Genomic DNA, 18,017 nt, shown 5'->3' with positions numbered 1-18,017 from the left:
GCTCGGGGCTGGCACTTGATGGGCGGGGCGAAAGTTTTACCTGCGCAAGCCTGGCTCGGGGCTGGCGTTAAGGGTGGCTTGCGCAGGTAAAACTGTAGCTACCCGCCATCGAGCGAGCGAGGCCGGCGGGTAGTTAGCGAACCTGAGGGGTTTCGCCGTTTTCTGAGACCATAGGCTTTTCGGCGTCCTGCCAGGCACCCATACCGCCGATGACGTTGATGGCGTCGAAGCCGTACTGGGTGAGGTAGGCGGCAGCGCGCAGGGAGCGGCCGCCGGCGCGGCAGATGACGTAGACGTCCTCGTCGAGGGGAACTTCGCCGTAGCGTTCGGGCACCTCGCCCAGGGGGATGTGCTGGGCGCCTTCGATGTGGCCTTCTACCCATTCATAGTCTTCACGCACGTCAAGGATTTTGGCGTCTGCGGGAATTTCATCAACGGTTACCTGGCGTAAATCGTCGTTCATAAGGGTCTCCTTCACGATAAAAATATCTAAATGCTGTCGCCACTAACTCTAATAGCCCACAGCCTAAACCTAAAGAAAAGTGACTGACGGGTTTAACTAAGCCAGCTGATTAGAGTATCGTTACCTACCGAACAGATACCGTGCACACACGGTTTTCCTATCTATATAAGCGAGTCGATATGTCTACTCTGCCTGCGGCGACACCGCCGAACCCAGCAGACACTTCAAGTAACGACCGGGGCTTCTTTGGTCACCCCCGCATGCTGGCTAACCTTTTCTCGGTAGAGCTCTGGGAGCGTTTCTCCTTCTACGGTATGCAGGTCATCATGCTCTACTACCTCTACTGGGAGGCTGACCGTGGCGGTCTAGGCCTACTCAGTGAGGCCTCAGCAGCAGGCGTTATGGGTGCCTACGGCGGCATGGTCTACCTTATGGCCGTAGTCGGCGGCTTCCTCGGTGACCGTGTGCTCGGCCCCGAACGCACCCTCTACTACTCAGCCTGGGCCATCATGGCAGGTCATATCGCTCTGGCGATTCTGCCCGGTGCTGCCGGTGTTATTGCGGGTCTGGTTCTAGTTGCTATTGGCTCTGGCGGCCTTAAGACCAACGCCTCCGTGCTCGTCGGATCGCTCTACAGCAAGACCGACCCCCGCCGAGACGGTGGCTTCACCATCTTCTACATCGGCGTGAATATTGGTGCCCTTCTCGGCCCCATGCTCACCGGCATTCTGCGCGAAAACTACGGCTTCCACGTTGGCTTCGGCCTGGCTGCTCTGGGTATGGCTGCTGGCCTCATCCAGTACTCGCTGACCCGTAAGAACCTACCGGCGTCCGTCCACCAGCTCTCCCAGCCCCTAACCGCCAGCGAGAAGCGTACCTACTCCCTTGCAGCGGTAGCTATTGTTGCTGTTATCCTCGTTCTGGTCTTCACCGGTCTCATCAACCCTGCTAACTTGGCTACCTGGGTTATGTGCACCGTGGCTGTGTGCGCAGCTTTGCTTTTCTATACCCTGCTGACCTCCAAGCTCACTACTTCTGAAGAGCACTCCCGCGTGGTCTCTTTCATTCCTATGTTCATTGGTAACGTAGCTTTCTGGGCCCTCTTCCAGCAGCAGTTCACCGTGCTGGCAGTCTACTCAGAGTCACGTATCAACTGGAATATCTTGGGTCTGCAGCTTACTCCCGAGTTCATGAACTCCATCAACCCGGTGTTCATCATCATCTTCGGTGCTGTTTTCACGGCCATGTGGACTAAGCTCGGTGATCGCCAGCCCACGACCCCGGTCAAATTCGCTATCGCTCTTATTCTCATCGGTATCGCCTTCCTCATCTTCCTAACTCAGGCGGGCAACACCAACGTGAATTTCATGTGGATTGTGCTGATTCTCTTTATCTGCACCATGGGCGAGCTCTCTATCTCACCGGTAGGGTCTTCTCTAGCGACCAAGCTAGCTCCCGAGAAGCACCGTGTAGCTATGGTAGCGCTCTATTTCACCTCCATCTCCCTGGGCACTGTACTGGCCGGCTGGCTGGGTCGGTTCTACTCACTCGAGACCGAGGTTGCCTACTTCACCACACTGGGTGTTGTGACCATCGGTATCGGTGTGGCTCTCTGGGCACTGAACGGCTGGATTGTCAAAAAGATGGCAGGCATCCGCTAAGCCCCACCCCACCGGGCCGGGAGTTGGATCGCTCTCTCTAGAGCTATCCAACCCCCGGCTCTTTATGTTTTTACACAAGAGCTACCACCGTGCGCAGGCTCAGCAGATTCTTGCATATATGCACTCTGAAGTTTAAATATGCCAAGCCACAGGAGTATTGTTGAGGCTGGCTTCAGAAGCAGCATCACCTGAACCGCACCATCATTGGCACTTTTTCGGAAACGAGTTAATCTTGTCCTCACATAAAGCAGAGGCGCCAGCCCCCACTGGGTCTTCCAGCCCCGTCCGCGAATTTACCCTTCGCGCCGTCATCCTCGGTGGTCTGATTACCCTGGTCTTCACCGCCGCGAACGTCTACCTGGGCCTCAAAGTTGGCCTCACCTTCGCAACGTCCATTCCCGCGGCCGTGATTTCCATGGCGATTCTGCGCAACTTCAAGAACCACTCCATCATGGAGAACAACATTGTGCAGACCATCGCTTCAGCAGCGGGTACCCTCTCTGCAATTATCTTTGTGCTGCCCGGCCTGGTCATGATTGGTTGGTGGGCAGGTTTCCCCTACTGGACCACCGCTTTTGTCTGCGCCATCGGCGGCATCCTGGGCGTCACCTACTCCATCCCCCTGCGCCGTGCGCTGGTCACCGGCTCAGACCTGCCCTTCCCCGAAGGTGTTGCAGCGGCTGAGGTGCTCAAGGTCGGTAACGACCAGGGCTCTGCAGAAGAAAACCAGAAGGGCCTGCGCATGATTGTGTGGGGTTCACTGGCATCTGCTGGCTTCGCTATCCTGACCTCGCTGAAGGCAGTGGCAGGCGGCTTCACCCAGTTCTTCCGCCTCGGCGCGGGTGGCACTATGGTCAGCACCTCGTTCTCCCCGGCTCTGATTGGTGTGGGCCACCTAGTGGGCCTGGCCGTCGGTATCTCAATGATCGTTGGCCTGTTGATCTCCTACGGCGTGCTGCTGCCCATGCGCACCTCAGGCCTGCTACCGGCGTCCGGCGATATCTCAGACGTTGTCTCCTCAACCTTCTCCCAGGACGTCCGCTTCATCGGCGCGGGCACCATGGCAGTTGCAGCGGTATGGACCCTCATCAAAATCATCGGCCCCATCATCAAGGGCATCAAGGACTCCCTGGTAGCTTCCCGCGCCCGCCAGGCTGGCCAGACCGTTGACATCACCGAGCGCGACATCCCCTTCTCCACCGTCGCCAGTGTAACCATCGGCGCCATGATCCCGGTCGGTCTGCTGCTCTGGCTCTTCGTCAAAGACACCGCCATTGCCCACCACACCGGTACCCTCATCGTCCTCTCCATCGTGTACGTGCTGCTCGTGGGCCTGATTGTTGCCTCCATCTGTGGCTACATGGCGGGTCTGATCGGCGCATCGAACTCACCCATTTCAGGTGTGGGCATCATCGTCGTCCTGTCTGCCGCCCTACTCATCAAGACCGTCATCGGCAACGACGCAGACACCGCCTCCCTGGTCGCCTACACCCTCTTCACCGCAGCTGTAGTCTTCGGTATCGCCACGATTTCTAACGACAACCTGCAGGACCTCAAGACCGGTCAGCTCGTCGGCGCTACCCCCTGGAAGCAGCAGGTTGCCCTGATTGTCGGTGTTCTCTTCGGCTCTGCCATCATCCCGCCCGTTCTGCAGCTGCTCCTGACCGGTTTCGGTTTCGCAGGCTCCCCCGGCGCTGGTGAGGAGGCCCTTTCGGCCCCTCAGGCTGCCCTGCTCTCCAGCGTAGCCGAGGGCATCTTCGGCAACTCCCTCAACTGGGAACTGCTGGGCCTCGGCGCCATTATCGGCGTGGTTATTATTGCCATCAACGAGGTTCTGACCGCCACCACCAAGGGTAAGTACTCCCTGCCTGCCCTGGCTGTCGGTATGGGCATGTACCTGCCTATCGCCCTGACCCTTATCATTCCCGTCGGCGCCCTGTTGGGCTTCCTCTACAACCGCTGGGCCGCCAAGCAGCACAACGCTGAGGGTGCCGAGCGCATGGGCGTGCTGGTAGCAACTGGCATGATCGTGGGCGAGTCGCTGTGGGGCGTGGTCAACGCCGGTATTATCGCAGCGGTGGGCAACCCCGATGTCCTGGGTATCTTCGGTGACCAGTGGGTTGAGGGCGGCGGCTATTACCTGGCTCCGGTCGTCTTTATCCTGGTTATTTGGGCCCTCTACCGCAAGGCAAAGAAGAACACCGTAACCTCCTAACTTTCTGCCCTTCCCCGCTTCTTCTGAAAGGGGACCGCAGAACCAAAAAAGGACCGCATATTTCGCGGTCCTTTTTTGGTTTTCCGGTCCCCTTGCGGGGTAGGGGCGGACGGACGCCCGCGGGCTGGGTTCTCTAGTTCCCCTCCACCTCATCGACCAGGGCGCGCAGGTCGTCGTGGCGCAGGTCGTCCTTGCGGAAGTGCTTGTTGCGGTAGCCAGAGCGGCCCATCATGTGCCCCGAGATGGGGATGGTGAGCATCTGCAGGAGCAGGATAACCAGCAGTACTGGCAGGAGCGCCAAGGAACGGAAGTGGAAGGCCACAGCCAGCAGCATGAGAATCATGCCGAAAACCTGGGGTTTAGTGCCCGAGTGCAGGCGGGTGAGCAGGTCGGGGAAGCGCACCAGGCCAATAGCGGCACCCAGCGACATGAGGGCACCCAGAATCATACAGATGATGGTCAGAGCGTCGAAAACGGTATCAAGATTCACGGTCTACTCCCCCAGGTCCTTGCTTGCCCGCACGGGGTGGGCGCCATCGTGCCCCTGCTTATCGGTGTCCTCTGCCAGCTCCCCGGGGGCGTACTTGCTGCCTTTCTTGCGGGAGCGGCGGCGGGGGCGTCCTTCATTCAGACGGGAAACCGGGGTGCTCTCGTCTGCCTTGGAGTTATCGGCGAAGCGGGCCACGGTCACCGACCCCACGAAGCCGATCATGGCCAGGGCCACCAGCAGAATCAGGAAGAACTGGCTGTCGGTATAAATCATGAGCACGCAGAGCGCGGCCGTGAGAATTGAGAGCAGCACGTCGCTGGCGAGCACACGATCCAGCAGGGCGGGGCCCTTCCAGATGCGGTAGACGGTGCCCCAGGTGGCTAGGGTCAGAATCAGGCCGGTGGCCCAGATAGCCCAGGTCATGCATGCTCCTTTCGGCTGGCTGTGCGGTCGGCTTCTTCGTCCTGTTTGAGGGCTTCGTACTCTTCGCGGCTACCGGCGGCCTTGATGATGAGGTCTTCGAAGTAGGCCACCTGGCGGGTGAAGCGCTCGATTTCTTCGGGAGTGGAGGTGTTGAGCACGTGGAAGTAGAGCACCGACAGGGAGCGGTCCACTTCAACCACCACGGAGCCGGGAATCAGCGACATAGTGTGCGAGACGGCGGTCAGTAGCAGGTCGGAGCGGGTGCGTAGCTGTACTGCCACTACCGAGTTGCGCAGGGGCGGGCGGAAGGTGGCAGCTAGCCACATGACCTCAATCGAGGCTTTGGCGACGTTCCAGAAGAGCTCCACCACAAACCTCGCCGCGTAGAAGATGTTGAAGCGGTTGGAGAGGTAGAGGGTGGGCAGTCGGAAGACCGACATGGTCAGGGCTGCCAGCACCGCGCCGAAGGCGATGAAGGGCAGGGAGAAGTCCTGCCAGAGGGCGCACCAGACAAAGACCAGCCAGAGGAAGGGCGGGATAGCGTGAATCAGGCTCTCGCGTGAGAGGTCGGGCTTTTTCACTGGTTCACCTCCTGGGAGTGGTTATCGACAATCTGCTGTTCCAGGTACTCGGCCCGGCTGGGGGCATCGGGGCCAAAGACCGAGCTGATGTACATGTCGGGATCAAAGAGGTTATCTGAGGCGTTATCTGCCAGCTGGAAGAGGGGGCCTGAGAAGAGGGTGATGAGCACACCCACCACAACCAGGGAGACGGTGGAGGCCATCATGGACGCCGGAATCGGCTTGGTCTCGTAATGGGCAGGGTCATCGGAGTGCTCGGCCATCACCAGCTCAGGGGTGGGCTCTTCGGCTTCCTTGGCGGGGCGCCAGAAGGCCTTGTTCCACACGCGGGCTAGGGCCAGCAGGGTCAGCAGAGAGACCAGGACGCCCACACCCGCGTTGATGTAGGCCAGGGCGCTACCGTTCTCTACGGACGCCTCGATAAAGCCGACCTTACCGATAAAGCCGGAGAAGGGCGGGATACCGCCGAGGTTGATGGCGGGAATGAAGTAGAGCAGGGCCAGGACGGGGGCAGTCTTCATCAGGCCGCCCAAACGGCGCACGTTGGTCGAACCGGCCCGGCGTTCTACGAGGCCAACCACCATGAAGAGGCCGGTCTGAATCACGATGTGGTGGGCGATGTAGAAGACCACGGTAGTAAGACCCAGCTCGTTACCCAGCGAGATACCCCAAATCATGTAGCCGATGTGGCTAATCAGGATGAAGGAGAGCAGACGCTTGATATCGCCCTGGGCCAGGGCACCTAAGATGCCCACGAGCAGGGTCAGACCTGCCACGACCCCCAGAAGCGTATCCAGGCGTCCTTCGGGGAAAAGCAGGGTCTCGGTACGAATAATCGCGTAGACGCCCACCTTGGTCAGCAGGCCCGCGAAGACGGCGGTTACGGGAGCCGGGGCTGTGGGGTAGGAGTCGGGTAGCCAGAGGGAGAGCGGGAAGACCGCGGCCTTAATGCCGAAGGCAATGAGCAGCATGAGGTGCAGCTGCATCTGGGTGCCCTCAGGCAGGGTACCCAGCTTCAGCGATAGGTCAGCCATATTGATGGTGCCCACCGAGGCGTAGACAAAGCCGATGGCGGTGAGGAAGAGCATGGATGAGACAACCGAAACCACCACGTAGGTCACGCCCGCCCGGATACGCGGGGTGTTAGCGTTCATGGTAATCAGCACGTAGGAGGCCATGAGCAGGATCTCAAAGCCCACGTAGAGGTTGAAGAGATCTCCCGCCAAGAAGGCGTTAGAGACGCCCGCCAGCAGCAGCAGGTAGGTGGGGTAGAAGACCGAGATGGGTACTTCGTCGTCCTCGTCCTGCAGGTTCTGACCGGTGGCAAAGACCAGCACCGCCAGCGAGATGGTAGACGAGACCACCAGCATAAGCGCTGAGAGCTGGTCTACCACCATGGTGATACCGAAGGGGGCCTCCCAGCCTGCCAGGTGCACGGTCTGGGGCGCGGCGTCCCAGACCGAGGCCAGGAGCAGGGCCTCAAAAACCAGGGTAATAGCTACCGCGGCGAAGGCGATGACGCGCTGCACGCTATCTTTCTTCGAGATGAAGGTGATGGCGGCCGCCAGGAAGAGAATGATGATGCAGAGGGGGGCGAGCTGGGCAATATCCACGGGCTAGTCCCCCTTCTTTGACACGGTCTGCTGGGCGCTTGTCTGACTGATTTTCTTCTTCTCTTCTGCCTCGTTGAATGCTTTTTCGCGGGTCGCTTCGTCGGCATCGAACTCCGAGGCGTCGAACTCGGCGGCGGCGTCCTCTTCCTTGTCGAAAGCGTCCTGCTCCGCCACGCGAATATCTTCGGCGTCGTCGGTGATTTCGTCGGCCTTAGACAGCAGCCAGGAGCGGTAGATAATACCCAGAATCAGGGCGGTCACCGCACAGGAAATGACGATAGCGGTCAGAATCAGGGCCTGCGGGAGCGGGTCGGAGTAGTCTTCTGCAGCAATGTCTTTACTGTAGAAGGGGGCCAGGCCGGCAGGGCCTCCCGCGTGCAGAATCAGGATGTTGGTTGCGTTTGTCATGAGCATCAGGCCCAGGAGCACGCGGGTCATGGAGCGGTCGAGAATCAGGTAGACCCCCACGGCGTAGAGCACGCCCATGACCAGGATTAGACTGAGGTCGATAATCATGGTTTATGCCTTTCGTGCCTTGTCGCGGGCTTGCTTCTCTTTCTTGCGGCGCTCAGCTACCAGTTTGAGGTCAATGCGCTCACCCAGGCTACGCAGGATATCGAGTACCAGGCCGATCACCAGCAGGTAGACGCCGATATCGAAGATGGTGGCGGTGACGAAGTGGACGTCACCAAAGACCGGTAGCCAGAAATCCAGCACGTAGCTGGAGAAGATGGGGTCGCCCCAGAGGGCCGGGGCCAGGGCGTAGAGGGTAGCGATACCCAGGCCGACGCCCAGGAAGGTACCGGCGGAGAAGGGGGACGCCGCCCGCAGCTCCGCGCCGCCACCGGCCAGGTAGCGCACGGCGAAGGCCAGACCCACCATCAGGCCACCTGCAAAGCCGCCGCCGGGCAGGTTATGACCGGCAATCAGCATGTAGAAGGAGACGATGATGAGGGTGTGGAAGAGTAGGCGGGTCATAACCTCCAGCAGAATCGAGCGGGACTCGGGGGGCAGGGTACGGCCTGCCACGATGAAGGGGTCGCGCTCAACCGATGAGAACTGGCCTGCCACGCGCTGGGCCACAGTAATCTGGGTGCGCTTGGCGAAGGAGCTCTCGATTTTCTTCATGGCCTGGGTGTCGAGCCTGCGCGCGGACGCTGAGTCGGCGCGTCCTTCGATGAAGAGCAGGGAGGCAACGCCGGTAGCTGCCAGGGCCAGCACCGAGATTTCGCCGAAGGTGTCCCAGCCACGCATATCGACCAGGGTCACGTTGACCACGTTGTAGCCGTGGCCAATTTCGTAGGCCAGGCGGGGCATCTCAAGCGAGATGGGGTCGAGGGATCGGGACGAGAAGGTGAACATGGCCAGGGCCATCATGAGGGCCGAGAAGCCCAGGGCGATGATGACGCGCAGGGTCTTGTGAGCGCCGTCCTTGCCATCCTTGGAACGGATGCGGGGAATCTGGCGGGGTAGCACGCGCATAGCCAGCACGAAGGCGACCAGAACGATGGTTTCAACCAGCAGCTGGGTGGTCGCCAGGTCGGGGGCGCTGCGCAGGGCGAAGAGAATAGCCATGCCGTAGCCGGTCACCGAGACCATCATGATGGCCAAGAAGCGCTTGCGCACGAAGACCACGACCAGGGCCGCCACAATCATGACCACGGCAATAGCCCATTGAGCCGGGGACTCCGAGACACGCACGTTAGCCAGCGGCGGGGTCTCGTTGATGAAGAGGGCAGCGAAGGGAACCACCACAGCGGTAATCAGAATGACGCCCAGGTAGAAGCCCAGGGAGCCTCGCTGGGTCATACCGGTGACCCACACAGCCAGACGGTCAAGCCCGTCGATAGTATCGCGGTAGACCACGGAGGCAGCCGGCGTACTGGGCAGAGCCTTCTGCAGCTCTTCAATCTGCTTGCGGAAGATAAAGAGCAGGGTACCGATGGCCATGATGACCAGGGAAGTCAGCAGAGCCGGGGTGACGCCGTGCCACAGGGCCAGATGGAGCTCAAGTTCGGCTGCAGTCTCTGGGAAGGCCTTGAGGAAGGGTTTGACGAAGAGGTGCACCGGCTCGGGGTAGAGGCCGTAGACGATAGTTAGGACGGTCAGCACCGCCGGGGCAAAGAGGAAGGTGAAGGAGACCGGGTGGAAGGCCGTATCGGGGCTGAGCTTCTGGCCGCGGCGGTTACGGTCTAGGGCCCGGGTGTTGATATCGACATCGCCGTTATCAACCTCTTCGAAGTCGGCGGTGCCCTTTTCTACGCGGCAGTACTTGACGCCTTCCTTGTGCATGTAGGCGTAGGGCTTGACGGCGAAGGCACCCCAGACAAAGCGGGCTGAGTAGGCGAAAGTGAGAATAGAGCCCAGGACGATGGCAATCAGGGTGGTTGCCCCCTGCCAGCCGGTGGTGTGGGAGAGGTAGGTTTCGAGCACCGCTTCCTTGGCCACGAAGCCGGCCAGGGGCGGAATACCCGCCATCGAGGCCGCTGAGATAGTGGCGACGATAGCCAGCTTAGGGGCACGGCGATAGATACCCGAGAGCTTGTGGATGTCGCGGGTACCGGACTGGTGGTCGATAATACCGACCGATAGGAAGAGGGTCGCCTTGAACAGGGAGTGAGCCACCATGAGCGCCATAGCCGCGTAGATGGCGTCCGGAGTTCCCCCCGAGATCACCAGGGCCAGGAAGCCCAGCTGCGAGACAGTACCGTAGGCCAGAATCAGCTTGAGGTCGGTCTGCTTGAGAGCGGCCCAGCCGCCGAACACCATAGTGAAGGCGCCGAAGATAATCAGGACGTTCTGCCAGATTGCCACCTCGCCGTAGCCGGGAGCCAGGCGCAGCAGGATGTAGATACCGGCCTTGACCATCGCCGCCGCGTGCAGGTAGGCAGAAACCGGAGTGGGGGCGGCCATAGCGCCGGGCAGCCAGAAGTGCAGGGGGAAAATCGCTGATTTGGAGAGAGCACCGCAGAGAATCAGCACCAGGGCAGCGGAGAGGAGACCGTAGCTGAGGGGGCCGTGACCACCCTGGGCGGCGGCAAGGACGCTCGGGCCCCGCTCCACGAGTTTAGCCAGGGAGTAGGTGCCCAGGCTGTAGCCCAGCATGACGATACCGACCAGCATGGCCAGGCCACCTGCGGTGGTAACCGTGAGTGCCTGCAGGGCGGAACGGCGGGCTGAAAGGCGGTGGCGGGAATAGCCGATAAGCAGGTAGGAGAGAATGGTGGTGATTTCCCAGAAGATGAACATGAGGATGAAGTCATCTGCGGTAATCAGACCAAACATGGCACCGGCAAAACCGAAGAGATAGGCCGCGAACTGGCCGTTATCGCCGGTGGAGTGCTTGAAGTAGCTGGCGCAGTAGAAGAGCACCAGGGAGCCAACGCCGAGCACCAGCAGGCTCATGACCCACGAGAGGGTGTCCATGCGGAAGGTCAGCGCCATATCCAGCTCGGGAATCCACCGATAGCTCTCGCTCCAGGGTGTACCGCCGAGAATCTGACCGGTTTTGGTCAGCACCAGGGCGAGCACGGCAGCTGGAATCGCGGCCAGCAGGTAGAAGGTTGAGGTGCCCATGCGGCGGTAAAGCCAGGGGGTCACTATGGACACAAGCAGGAAAAGCGCAAGAACTGTGGTCACGTATCGGCCCTTAGGGTCGGCGGCGGTGGGAGCCGTCAGGCACGAGGCTAGGACGGCAGAAGTCTCTCCTTTAAAGAGTAGGCATACTTAGTTTACCTGTCGATGACCCCCATCTCATACAGCCGATTTTTTGCCCGATTTTTGGGCACTCCATACGGTGCAATAGGTGATACAGATTTTTTGGTGGGAGGCCGGGTTCTCTCCCCCGTTACCTTTTAAGAGCGCACACAAAGACACCAAAAACAGGTGAAACTAGAAGCGTAAGTAACCGACCCGCCCCGCACACGGCGTCAATGCCCCCCAGCCAACACAAATAACGGTCAGGGGGGTGTCGCCACCGAGGCGGGAACCGGCCCACAAACCATCGCTAATAGAAGCACGGTCCAAAGCCAATGTAACGTGGGTGCGAGATTCGTGAACCACCGGTTACTTCACACCATAACCCGCAAAACACAAAGGTGCGAAGAAATGACCGAAAACCTCACCATTTACCTCGGACTCGATGTCGGCAAAACCAACCACCACGCTACAGCGCTCACCAGCAATGGCAAGAAAATCTGGGATAAACCCCTACCCCAATCAGAACCCAAAATCCGTGAACTACTGACTAAGCTCAGCACCCAAGGAACTGTTCTGCTAGTAGTGGACCAGCCTAAAACAATCGGTGCCCTGCCGATAGCTATCGCACAAAACATAGGTATCCAAGTCGCCTACCTGCCAGGGCTAACCATGCGAAGAGTAGCTGATTTGCACCCCGGTGAAGCAAAAACAGATGCTAGGGACGCCTTCATCATCGGAAAAAACAGCCCGCACCATGCCCCACACCCTACATGGAATAACAGTTGCCGATGAAACCACCTCAGAACTCTCCATGCTCTGCGGTTTTGATGATGACCTAGCAGCACAAGCAACAGCAGTTTCAAACCGTCTGCGTGGCTTTCTCACTCAGATTCATCCGCATCTTGAAAGGGTACTTGGCCCCAGACTTTCGCACCCAGCAATCTTTGAATTGCTGAAGAAGTACCCGGCCCCAGCAGACCTTCATTCGGCAGGGCGCACCAAGGTGCGTAACCTGCTGAAAAAGAAAGCACCTCGGCTTGCACCGAAGCTTACGGAAGAAATCTTCCAAGCTCTTGATGAGCAAACAGTCATCGTTGCTGGAACAGCAAGTGCTTCTCAGATTATTTCTTCCTTAGCTACCCAGCTTGAGCTGATTCTGGCACAGCGTAGTGAAGCAGAGCAGCAGATACTGGATTTGGTGGAAGCTCATCCTTTATCAGCAGTTATTCGTTCGATGCCGGGGGTGGGTGTGCGCACCAGTGCCAGGATTCTAACTGAGGTGGTGGGTAAGGATTTTAAGGATGCTTCTCATCTGGCTTCTTATGCTGGGATTGATATGTACTAGGTTTCGGTCACACCCACCACCCAAAAAACTAACACATCACACAATATCAACTAAAACATCATCAACCACCTCCTGCGGAGTCCGATAACCAAGGCCAGCATGCAACCGCCGCTGATTCCACCAGTACACCCAACCCGCCGTGGCAGCCTCCAACTGAGCAACCGAACCAAAGAACCGGCCACGCACCAGCTCAGCCTTATAAGCCCCATTCACCGACTCAGCCAAAGCATTATCGTATGAATCTCCAGTAGATCCTACAGACAACTGAACACCCAGCCGCCTCAACTCACGCGTGTAATCCTCAGCAACATACTGTGAGCCGCGGTCTGAGTGATGCACCACCTGAGTTAAGTCAGACCCTGACCGCCTGGCTTCAAACAAAGCCTGCTTGAGAGCCATCAGCGGCATGCCCAAGGTATGCATAGTCGAGGAAACACCCCAACCCACAATCTTTCGACTGAACACATCAGTGATGAAGGCCGTGTAGCAGAAGCCACTGGCAGTACGGACATAGGTGAAGTCCGCGACCCACAAGCGGTTCGGCGCTTTAGCGGTGAACTGGCGGTTGACCAGATCAGGGCGGTGATCAGGAGCCTTGGTAGCCCTGGTGGTCACAGGCTTACGGCCCCGATGCACACCCTGGATACCAGCTGCACGCATGAGCCGGTAGGTTTGGTCCCGGCCAATAGCCCAGCCTGCTCGTCTCATGGCCTGCCACATTTTGCGCACGCCATAGACTCCGTAGTTCTCCTGGTGGATTTTGATCAGTTCAGGAATGAGGAGCTGGTCGGATAGTGACCTGGCTGAAGCGACACGGCTCATTGCGCGGTAATAGCCGCTGGCCGTCATGAAGCCACCGTCAAGGTGCTCGGATAGGACTCGGCAAATGGGCTCGACCCCGAAAAGATCCTTATAAGTGTTGATGTAGCGGATCATCATCGGGCCGGTCGGTCGAGCTCTGCTGCGAAAAAAGCTGAGGCTGTCTTCAGGATTTCGTTGGCCCTGCGTAGTTCCGCGTTTTCTCGTTTTAGGCGTCTGATTTCGGCCGCCGCGTCACTCGTAGTAGTGATTTCTTTGCCGGTGTCGAGGGCGGCGTTGTTGCACCAGCGGGCCAGAGTGTTGTGGGAAATTCCTAGCCGAGGGGCGATGTCTTTGATTGCTGCGGTTATGGACGGGGCGTCGGGGTGGTTCAGTCGGTCACCGACGAGTCGTACCGCTCGTTCTTTGAATTCTTGGGGGTATTTGTTGGACATGGTTTTATTGAGGCTTATTCAAAAGTCCAGACTCAGGGTGCCCCAGGCTCACGCTTGATGAAGCCCAGCAGATTCCGAGCGAGCGAGGAAGTAAATCTGCGGGCGGAATAGGCGCAAGCCTGACCCTCTCGCCTGATTCGCTTCGCTCATAAGGCGATTCACGCCCCGCCTGACGGCGGATTTTGTTCGCTTTTGTGTGCTCGCTAGCTCGCACCCGCTCACTTCATCGCGCCAGTGGCGGCGCTGTGAGCCTGGGGCACCGAAGCACCTTTTGAATAAGCCTCACGATACACTGGGCTACTGAGGCTTATTCAAAAGTAGACACGCACCCCACACCCACCAACTAGACAACGGCCCCACCCGCGGCAAAAATATGAGCGTTAAATCTCTACAAATAACCTCAAGCCATACCGGACAAGACCGTTGCTACACCAGCGTACAACCGGCCTCACAGCCACGCAATTCGCCACACTACACACAGCCCTCACCCATCACCTCACCTGGTCAAAACCAGGCGGAAGACCACCAGCGCTAACCCTCACCCAAGCCCTCAAAATCACCCTGCTCTACCACCGCCACAACCTCACCGAAGAACTCCTCGCAGAACTTTTTGCTGTCTCTCAATCGACAGTCTCACGAGCTATCAACACCATCGAAAAGGCCCTGGAGAAGATTCTCACTCCGCTGATTCAGCCTTTGAAAGAAAGCCTCAAAGCACCAGGATCTTTGGTCATCGATGGGACCCTGATACCCACGTGGAATTGGCGTTCACTTGGTAAAACAAATTTCTCTGGAAAGCACAAACAAGCCGGATTCAACCACCAAGTCATCTGCACCCTAGATGGCAGACTCTTAGCCATCACTGACCCACTACCCGGAGCCAGGCATGATGCTCATGCCTTTAGATATCATGGGTTAGATCAGCTGCTGGATTCCTCGACTTTGGCTGATAAGGGTTATGTGGGTCTGGGGTTGGCTACCCCGGCCAGGCGTAAGCCGGGCCAAGGGCTGAGCCGGGAGCAGAAGCTGAATAATCGGGTGCTGAATCGGCTACGGTCGGTGGTGGAGCGGGTGATCGCTCACATCAAGACTTGGCGGATTCTTCATACGGGGTTTAGGCGGCCGTTGGGGGTGTATGGGCGGGTGTTTTCGGTGGTGCGGGGGTTGGTGTTTTTGGCTGCGGGTGGGACTTTTGAATAAGCCTCATTATTCCTTCCGGTGGGGTGTGGGTGGAAGGGTGTGGACTGAACCCAGTACATATCAGTACAAAAAATTTGTGCATACGATGCACAAAGTTAACTGAACGGGTACTTGCTCAAGTGAAAGCCGATGCAGGTAACCTCATAGCCACTCGATAGCAGAGAGCATCAGACGAACAGTATCAGCTGGTTTCTCAAGATATAAACATAGCCCTAGGGGCTTTAGCGCCTACGCGAACGTTACGCTAAGAGGCCTACCCAGGGCTTCTTGTGTCAATGCTACAGTTGATGACATGGATCTTCAAGCATGGGTTTCTGAGGAACGGTTTAGGGACTACCTGTCCGAAACAGGTAATGATTACGACAAAGCTGTTGAATTATATCGTTGGAACGCTTCAATGAGCGCCGCACTGTTTGAAGTGATTCACCATTTCGAAGTGCTCCTGAGAAACAAAATCGTAGATACCTTAATCGAACATCCACCTACCTCACCAGTTCTGCCAGGCTCACCTTGGCTGAATCTGAGTGGTGAGATTACGGATATTTCTAACCGCCTTCGTAAAAAGAACCAAGAGGTTACCGCGGGTAAGATTTATTCGAATCTGACCTTCGGAGCATGGGTAAACATGTTCGTACCTGACGCTAACGAAGAGCTGTGGAGGCAGACCTTGCGCCACGTTATGCCCAACGCAAAGATTGACCGCTCAGTAGCAGCTAGCTATTTACAGTCAATTAATGAGTTGAGAAACCGAGTAGCTCATCATTCCAGCCTGTTGGGCTTAGACCCTCTTGTTGAGTACAGGAAAACAATTCAGGTGGCAGAGTGGATTGATAAAGAAGCTGCGGAGTGGATTGATTCAATATCTCAGGATGCTATTAAGGTGCTATCCGACCGGAGACAAGATGTAGCCCGCCCACTGAAGAACGTGATGTTGGTACCCGCTGGTGGGCTAGCTTGGACCCTTTACAAGGAGAGTAGTCAGCCTTTTTATATCTGTCCTGCCAACAGAAAAAACAGGCCAATTGAGCGCATCGCTTTCTATGCAGATCGAGAAATTAAACAGATTGTTCCCAAAGTTTTAGACTATAGGGCTGCTGTAAATTTTAACGATAGAAGCGCGAAATCTCTTGAAAAAACAGATAAAGAAATTTCGAAATTAGTTAAGGCTGCTTTACATTGCGGATTTTCTCATGGCACATATCAAGTTTACTATCTGAGCCCCTCTGACTCTAGTGATACTCACGATCTAGGATCCCCAATACCGAATATAAGCGAAGACGGAAGGCACGGAGCATTACAGGGGAAGATGTACCTTTCGTTAAGCCAACTCTCAAGCGCTAGAAGCACATCTCAATTGCTTTCAAATTAGCTCAAAGCAACTAACGTTCCCCACTACCATGACCTGTGCATATCCTCACAGCTATCATAATGCTCATAGGCTTACGATGAGGCTCAGTGCAAAAGGCTGGAACGGCTGGACGCAGCAACGAAGCAGATAGATTATGGCAGTTTTGTACATGCCCTTTCTCCCTCTGCCCAAGCCATTAAAAGAGCCCCGGTCGCATGCACTAAGACAGAGGCGACACCGGGGTGCCCCTAAGCTAGCATCACTTTGATAGGTGGTAAAGATATAGCTTCTGTGGAGTTAGGGCACAGAGATCTTTGATAGCTTGCTACGGTTTGATGTTTTTACCAGTAGTATCAATTACGTAGTCCCTCATGCATTAGACCGCGCAGTCAGCTCCTGCTGGCTGAGCTCTGGACCTAGAGCCAGCCGGTCGCATGAAGGTTTCTTCGTCTTTAACCTGTTTTGGCATCTCTGAACGTCCTTTCCTCCCCAAGCACGCACCTCTAGCCGTAACCCTGCACTGGGCTTTAGACTTAGAGCAGTTTTTCTATTTTTCAAGAGGGGGTGTGCGTTGAGCGTTCGTGTACCGGTTAAGCCGGAACTAATTTTTTGGGCTTTGGACCAAGCTGCTACTGACGTGAGTTCCCTCCGTCAAGGTGAGCTGGTTGAAAACTAGCTTGGGGGCTCTGCTCAGCCAACCTTTAAGCAGCTACAGGATTTTGCAAAAAGCGTGCATGTTCCCTTTGGCTACCTAATGCTGAGTGCCCCCCGGTTATTGAGAAACCATTACCAGATTTTCGTAGACGTGCGGGCAACTCTGAGCGTTACTCTCAAGAGCTCACTAGTGAAATTTATACGCAGCAGCGTAAGCAAAGCTGGTTCAGTGATTATGCAATTGATCGAGGGCTAGACACAGTTACTTGGGTAAAGAGTGCAAGCCTAAGTGATAATCCGGCAGCTGTTACACAGCAGCTGCGTAAGGAGTGGGGTTTCATCATTGCGCCCAAGGCGCAGGACTACGTTGAATCTCGCAAGCAGGTGTTTACCTTTCTTGAAGACCAGGACGTGCTGGTTAGCGTTGCCGGGTATTTTGGTTCCACGAAAAGACCTTTTGATTCTGATGAGTTCAGCGGCTTCTCCCTCTTTGATGAGTACGCGCCACTCATCTTTGTGAATGGTAAAGAGGCTCATTCTGCCCAGATTTTTACTATGTTGCACGAAGTGGGACGCCTGGTGTTGGGTGAGTCTGCTGTTTCTGATGACGCTGTAAACACGGAGGCTTCTAATCGCTCTGAGCGTTTTTCTTGATGCCTGCTGATGAGGTACGGGAAGCTGCTCCACACTCTCTTGCTGAGGACGCTGTCATGCCAGTTGCAAAGCGCTTTCGGGTAAGCGCTTTAGCACTGCTGAATAGGCTGAGAGACTTGAAGCTGATTTCGTTTGAACAGTGGTCTGATGTTTACCCTGAGTTTGAAGAGCGTGCTTTTGAAATCCTACGCAAGAAGGCTGAGAAGAAGTCTTCTGGCGGTGAATTTTATAAGACTCACCCCTTTATTGTTAGGTCGCGTTTTGCCCGTGCAGTTGTTCGTGATGCTCGTAGCGGTAGAACTTCTTACCCTGATACACAACGGTTGTTGGGGTTAATGAAGACTGATATGTACTGGCTTTAGTTCCGACAATTATAAGACCACTAAAGCACCATCAACCACCTCCTGCGGAGTCCGAT

At 56.8% G+C, this 18,017-nt stretch carries 14 protein-coding genes and 1 pseudogene; 7 read left to right on the top strand and 8 right to left on the bottom strand.

The annotated features are described in order from the left end of the window. Positions 1-133: 133 nt before the first annotated feature. The gene (locus ACED88_RS09945) at positions 134-463 is read right to left on the bottom strand and encodes a rhodanese-like domain-containing protein (protein ID WP_237187352.1); all 330 of its coding nucleotides are present in this window, start codon (positions 461-463) and stop codon (positions 134-136) included. Positions 464-642: 179 nt separating this feature from the next. On the opposite strand from ACED88_RS09945, the gene ACED88_RS09940 reads away from it, so the two are divergent. Both ACED88_RS09940 and ACED88_RS09935 read left to right on the top strand, forming a co-directional pair. Beyond that, positions 643-2,124, top strand: coding sequence for a peptide MFS transporter (locus ACED88_RS09940; RefSeq protein WP_237236522.1), 1,482 nt, complete (start codon positions 643-645; stop codon positions 2,122-2,124). A 232-nt stretch (positions 2,125-2,356) separates the two neighbouring features. Continuing rightward, the gene (locus tag ACED88_RS09935) at positions 2,357-4,339 is read left to right on the top strand and encodes an OPT family oligopeptide transporter (RefSeq protein WP_449109493.1); all 1,983 of its coding nucleotides are present in this window, start codon (positions 2,357-2,359) and stop codon (positions 4,337-4,339) included. A gap of 133 nt (positions 4,340-4,472) precedes the next feature. Here the strand turns inward: ACED88_RS09935 and mnhG are convergent, their stop codons facing one another. The 6 genes from mnhG to ACED88_RS09905 are packed head-to-tail and all read right to left on the bottom strand — an operon-like array spanning position 4,473 to position 11,085. Beyond that, complete coding sequence (gene mnhG / locus ACED88_RS09930) at positions 4,473-4,829, bottom strand: monovalent cation/H(+) antiporter subunit G (RefSeq protein ID WP_237222104.1); 357 nt, start codon at positions 4,827-4,829, stop codon at positions 4,473-4,475. Between the two features lie 3 nt (positions 4,830-4,832). Next, on the bottom strand, positions 4,833-5,252 hold the full coding sequence (locus ACED88_RS09925; RefSeq protein WP_185173954.1) for a monovalent cation/H+ antiporter complex subunit F: 420 nt from the start codon (positions 5,250-5,252) through the stop codon (positions 4,833-4,835). Continuing rightward, on the bottom strand, positions 5,249-5,833 hold the full coding sequence (locus ACED88_RS09920; protein WP_449109492.1) for a Na+/H+ antiporter subunit E: 585 nt from the start codon (positions 5,831-5,833) through the stop codon (positions 5,249-5,251). Before ACED88_RS09920 ends, ACED88_RS09925 begins: the two co-directional genes overlap by 4 nt. Continuing rightward, a complete protein-coding gene (locus tag ACED88_RS09915; RefSeq protein ID WP_449109491.1) occupies positions 5,830-7,446 on the bottom strand; it encodes a Na+/H+ antiporter subunit D in 1,617 nt (538 codons plus the stop codon). Before ACED88_RS09915 ends, ACED88_RS09920 begins: the two co-directional genes overlap by 4 nt. Positions 7,447-7,449: 3 nt before the next feature. Continuing rightward, complete coding sequence (locus tag ACED88_RS09910; RefSeq protein WP_237206033.1) at positions 7,450-7,962, bottom strand: Na(+)/H(+) antiporter subunit C; 513 nt, start codon at positions 7,960-7,962, stop codon at positions 7,450-7,452. A gap of 3 nt (positions 7,963-7,965) precedes the next feature. Continuing rightward, positions 7,966-11,085, bottom strand: coding sequence for a Na+/H+ antiporter subunit A (locus tag ACED88_RS09905; protein ID WP_449109490.1), 3,120 nt, complete (start codon positions 11,083-11,085; stop codon positions 7,966-7,968). 468 nt (positions 11,086-11,553) lie between these two features. On the opposite strand from ACED88_RS09905, the pseudogene ACED88_RS09900 reads away from it, so the two are divergent. Continuing rightward, positions 11,554-12,478 (top strand): annotated as a pseudogene (locus tag ACED88_RS09900) (IS110 family transposase); the annotation flags it as partial. Positions 12,479-12,526: 48 nt separating this feature from the next. On the opposite strand, the gene ACED88_RS09895 reads toward ACED88_RS09900, so the two are convergent. After that, positions 12,527-13,743 (bottom strand): IS3 family transposase gene (locus tag ACED88_RS09895; protein ID WP_449109489.1). Its coding sequence is split into 2 segments (ribosomal slippage): positions 12,527-13,464 and positions 13,464-13,743, totalling 1,218 coding nucleotides; the frame shifts between segments, so codons are not numbered across the junction. Between the two features lie 423 nt (positions 13,744-14,166). Between ACED88_RS09895 and ACED88_RS09890 the strand changes: the two genes are divergently transcribed. The 4 genes from ACED88_RS09890 (at position 14,167) to ACED88_RS09875 (ending at position 17,961) form a co-directional block, all read left to right on the top strand. Beyond that, positions 14,167-14,943, top strand: a complete 777-nt coding sequence (locus tag ACED88_RS09890) for a transposase family protein (protein ID WP_449109488.1) — start codon at positions 14,167-14,169, stop codon at positions 14,941-14,943. Between the two features lie 292 nt (positions 14,944-15,235). After that, the gene (locus ACED88_RS09885; protein ID WP_431465081.1) at positions 15,236-16,312 is read left to right on the top strand and encodes an Abi family protein; all 1,077 of its coding nucleotides are present in this window, start codon (positions 15,236-15,238) and stop codon (positions 16,310-16,312) included. Between the two features lie 1,044 nt (positions 16,313-17,356). After that, complete coding sequence (locus tag ACED88_RS09880) at positions 17,357-17,599, top strand: ImmA/IrrE family metallo-endopeptidase (RefSeq protein WP_449109487.1); 243 nt, start codon at positions 17,357-17,359, stop codon at positions 17,597-17,599. A gap of 56 nt (positions 17,600-17,655) precedes the next feature. Beyond that, positions 17,656-17,961 (top strand): hypothetical protein, encoded by a 306-nt coding sequence (locus ACED88_RS09875; protein WP_449109486.1) that lies wholly within the window; start codon positions 17,656-17,658, stop codon positions 17,959-17,961. The last annotated feature ends 56 nt before the right edge of the window (positions 17,962-18,017 follow it).

This window comes from Rothia sp. 11273D007AR (assembly GCF_053547255.1).
This window is presented reverse-complemented; position numbering and strand designations above follow the sequence as displayed.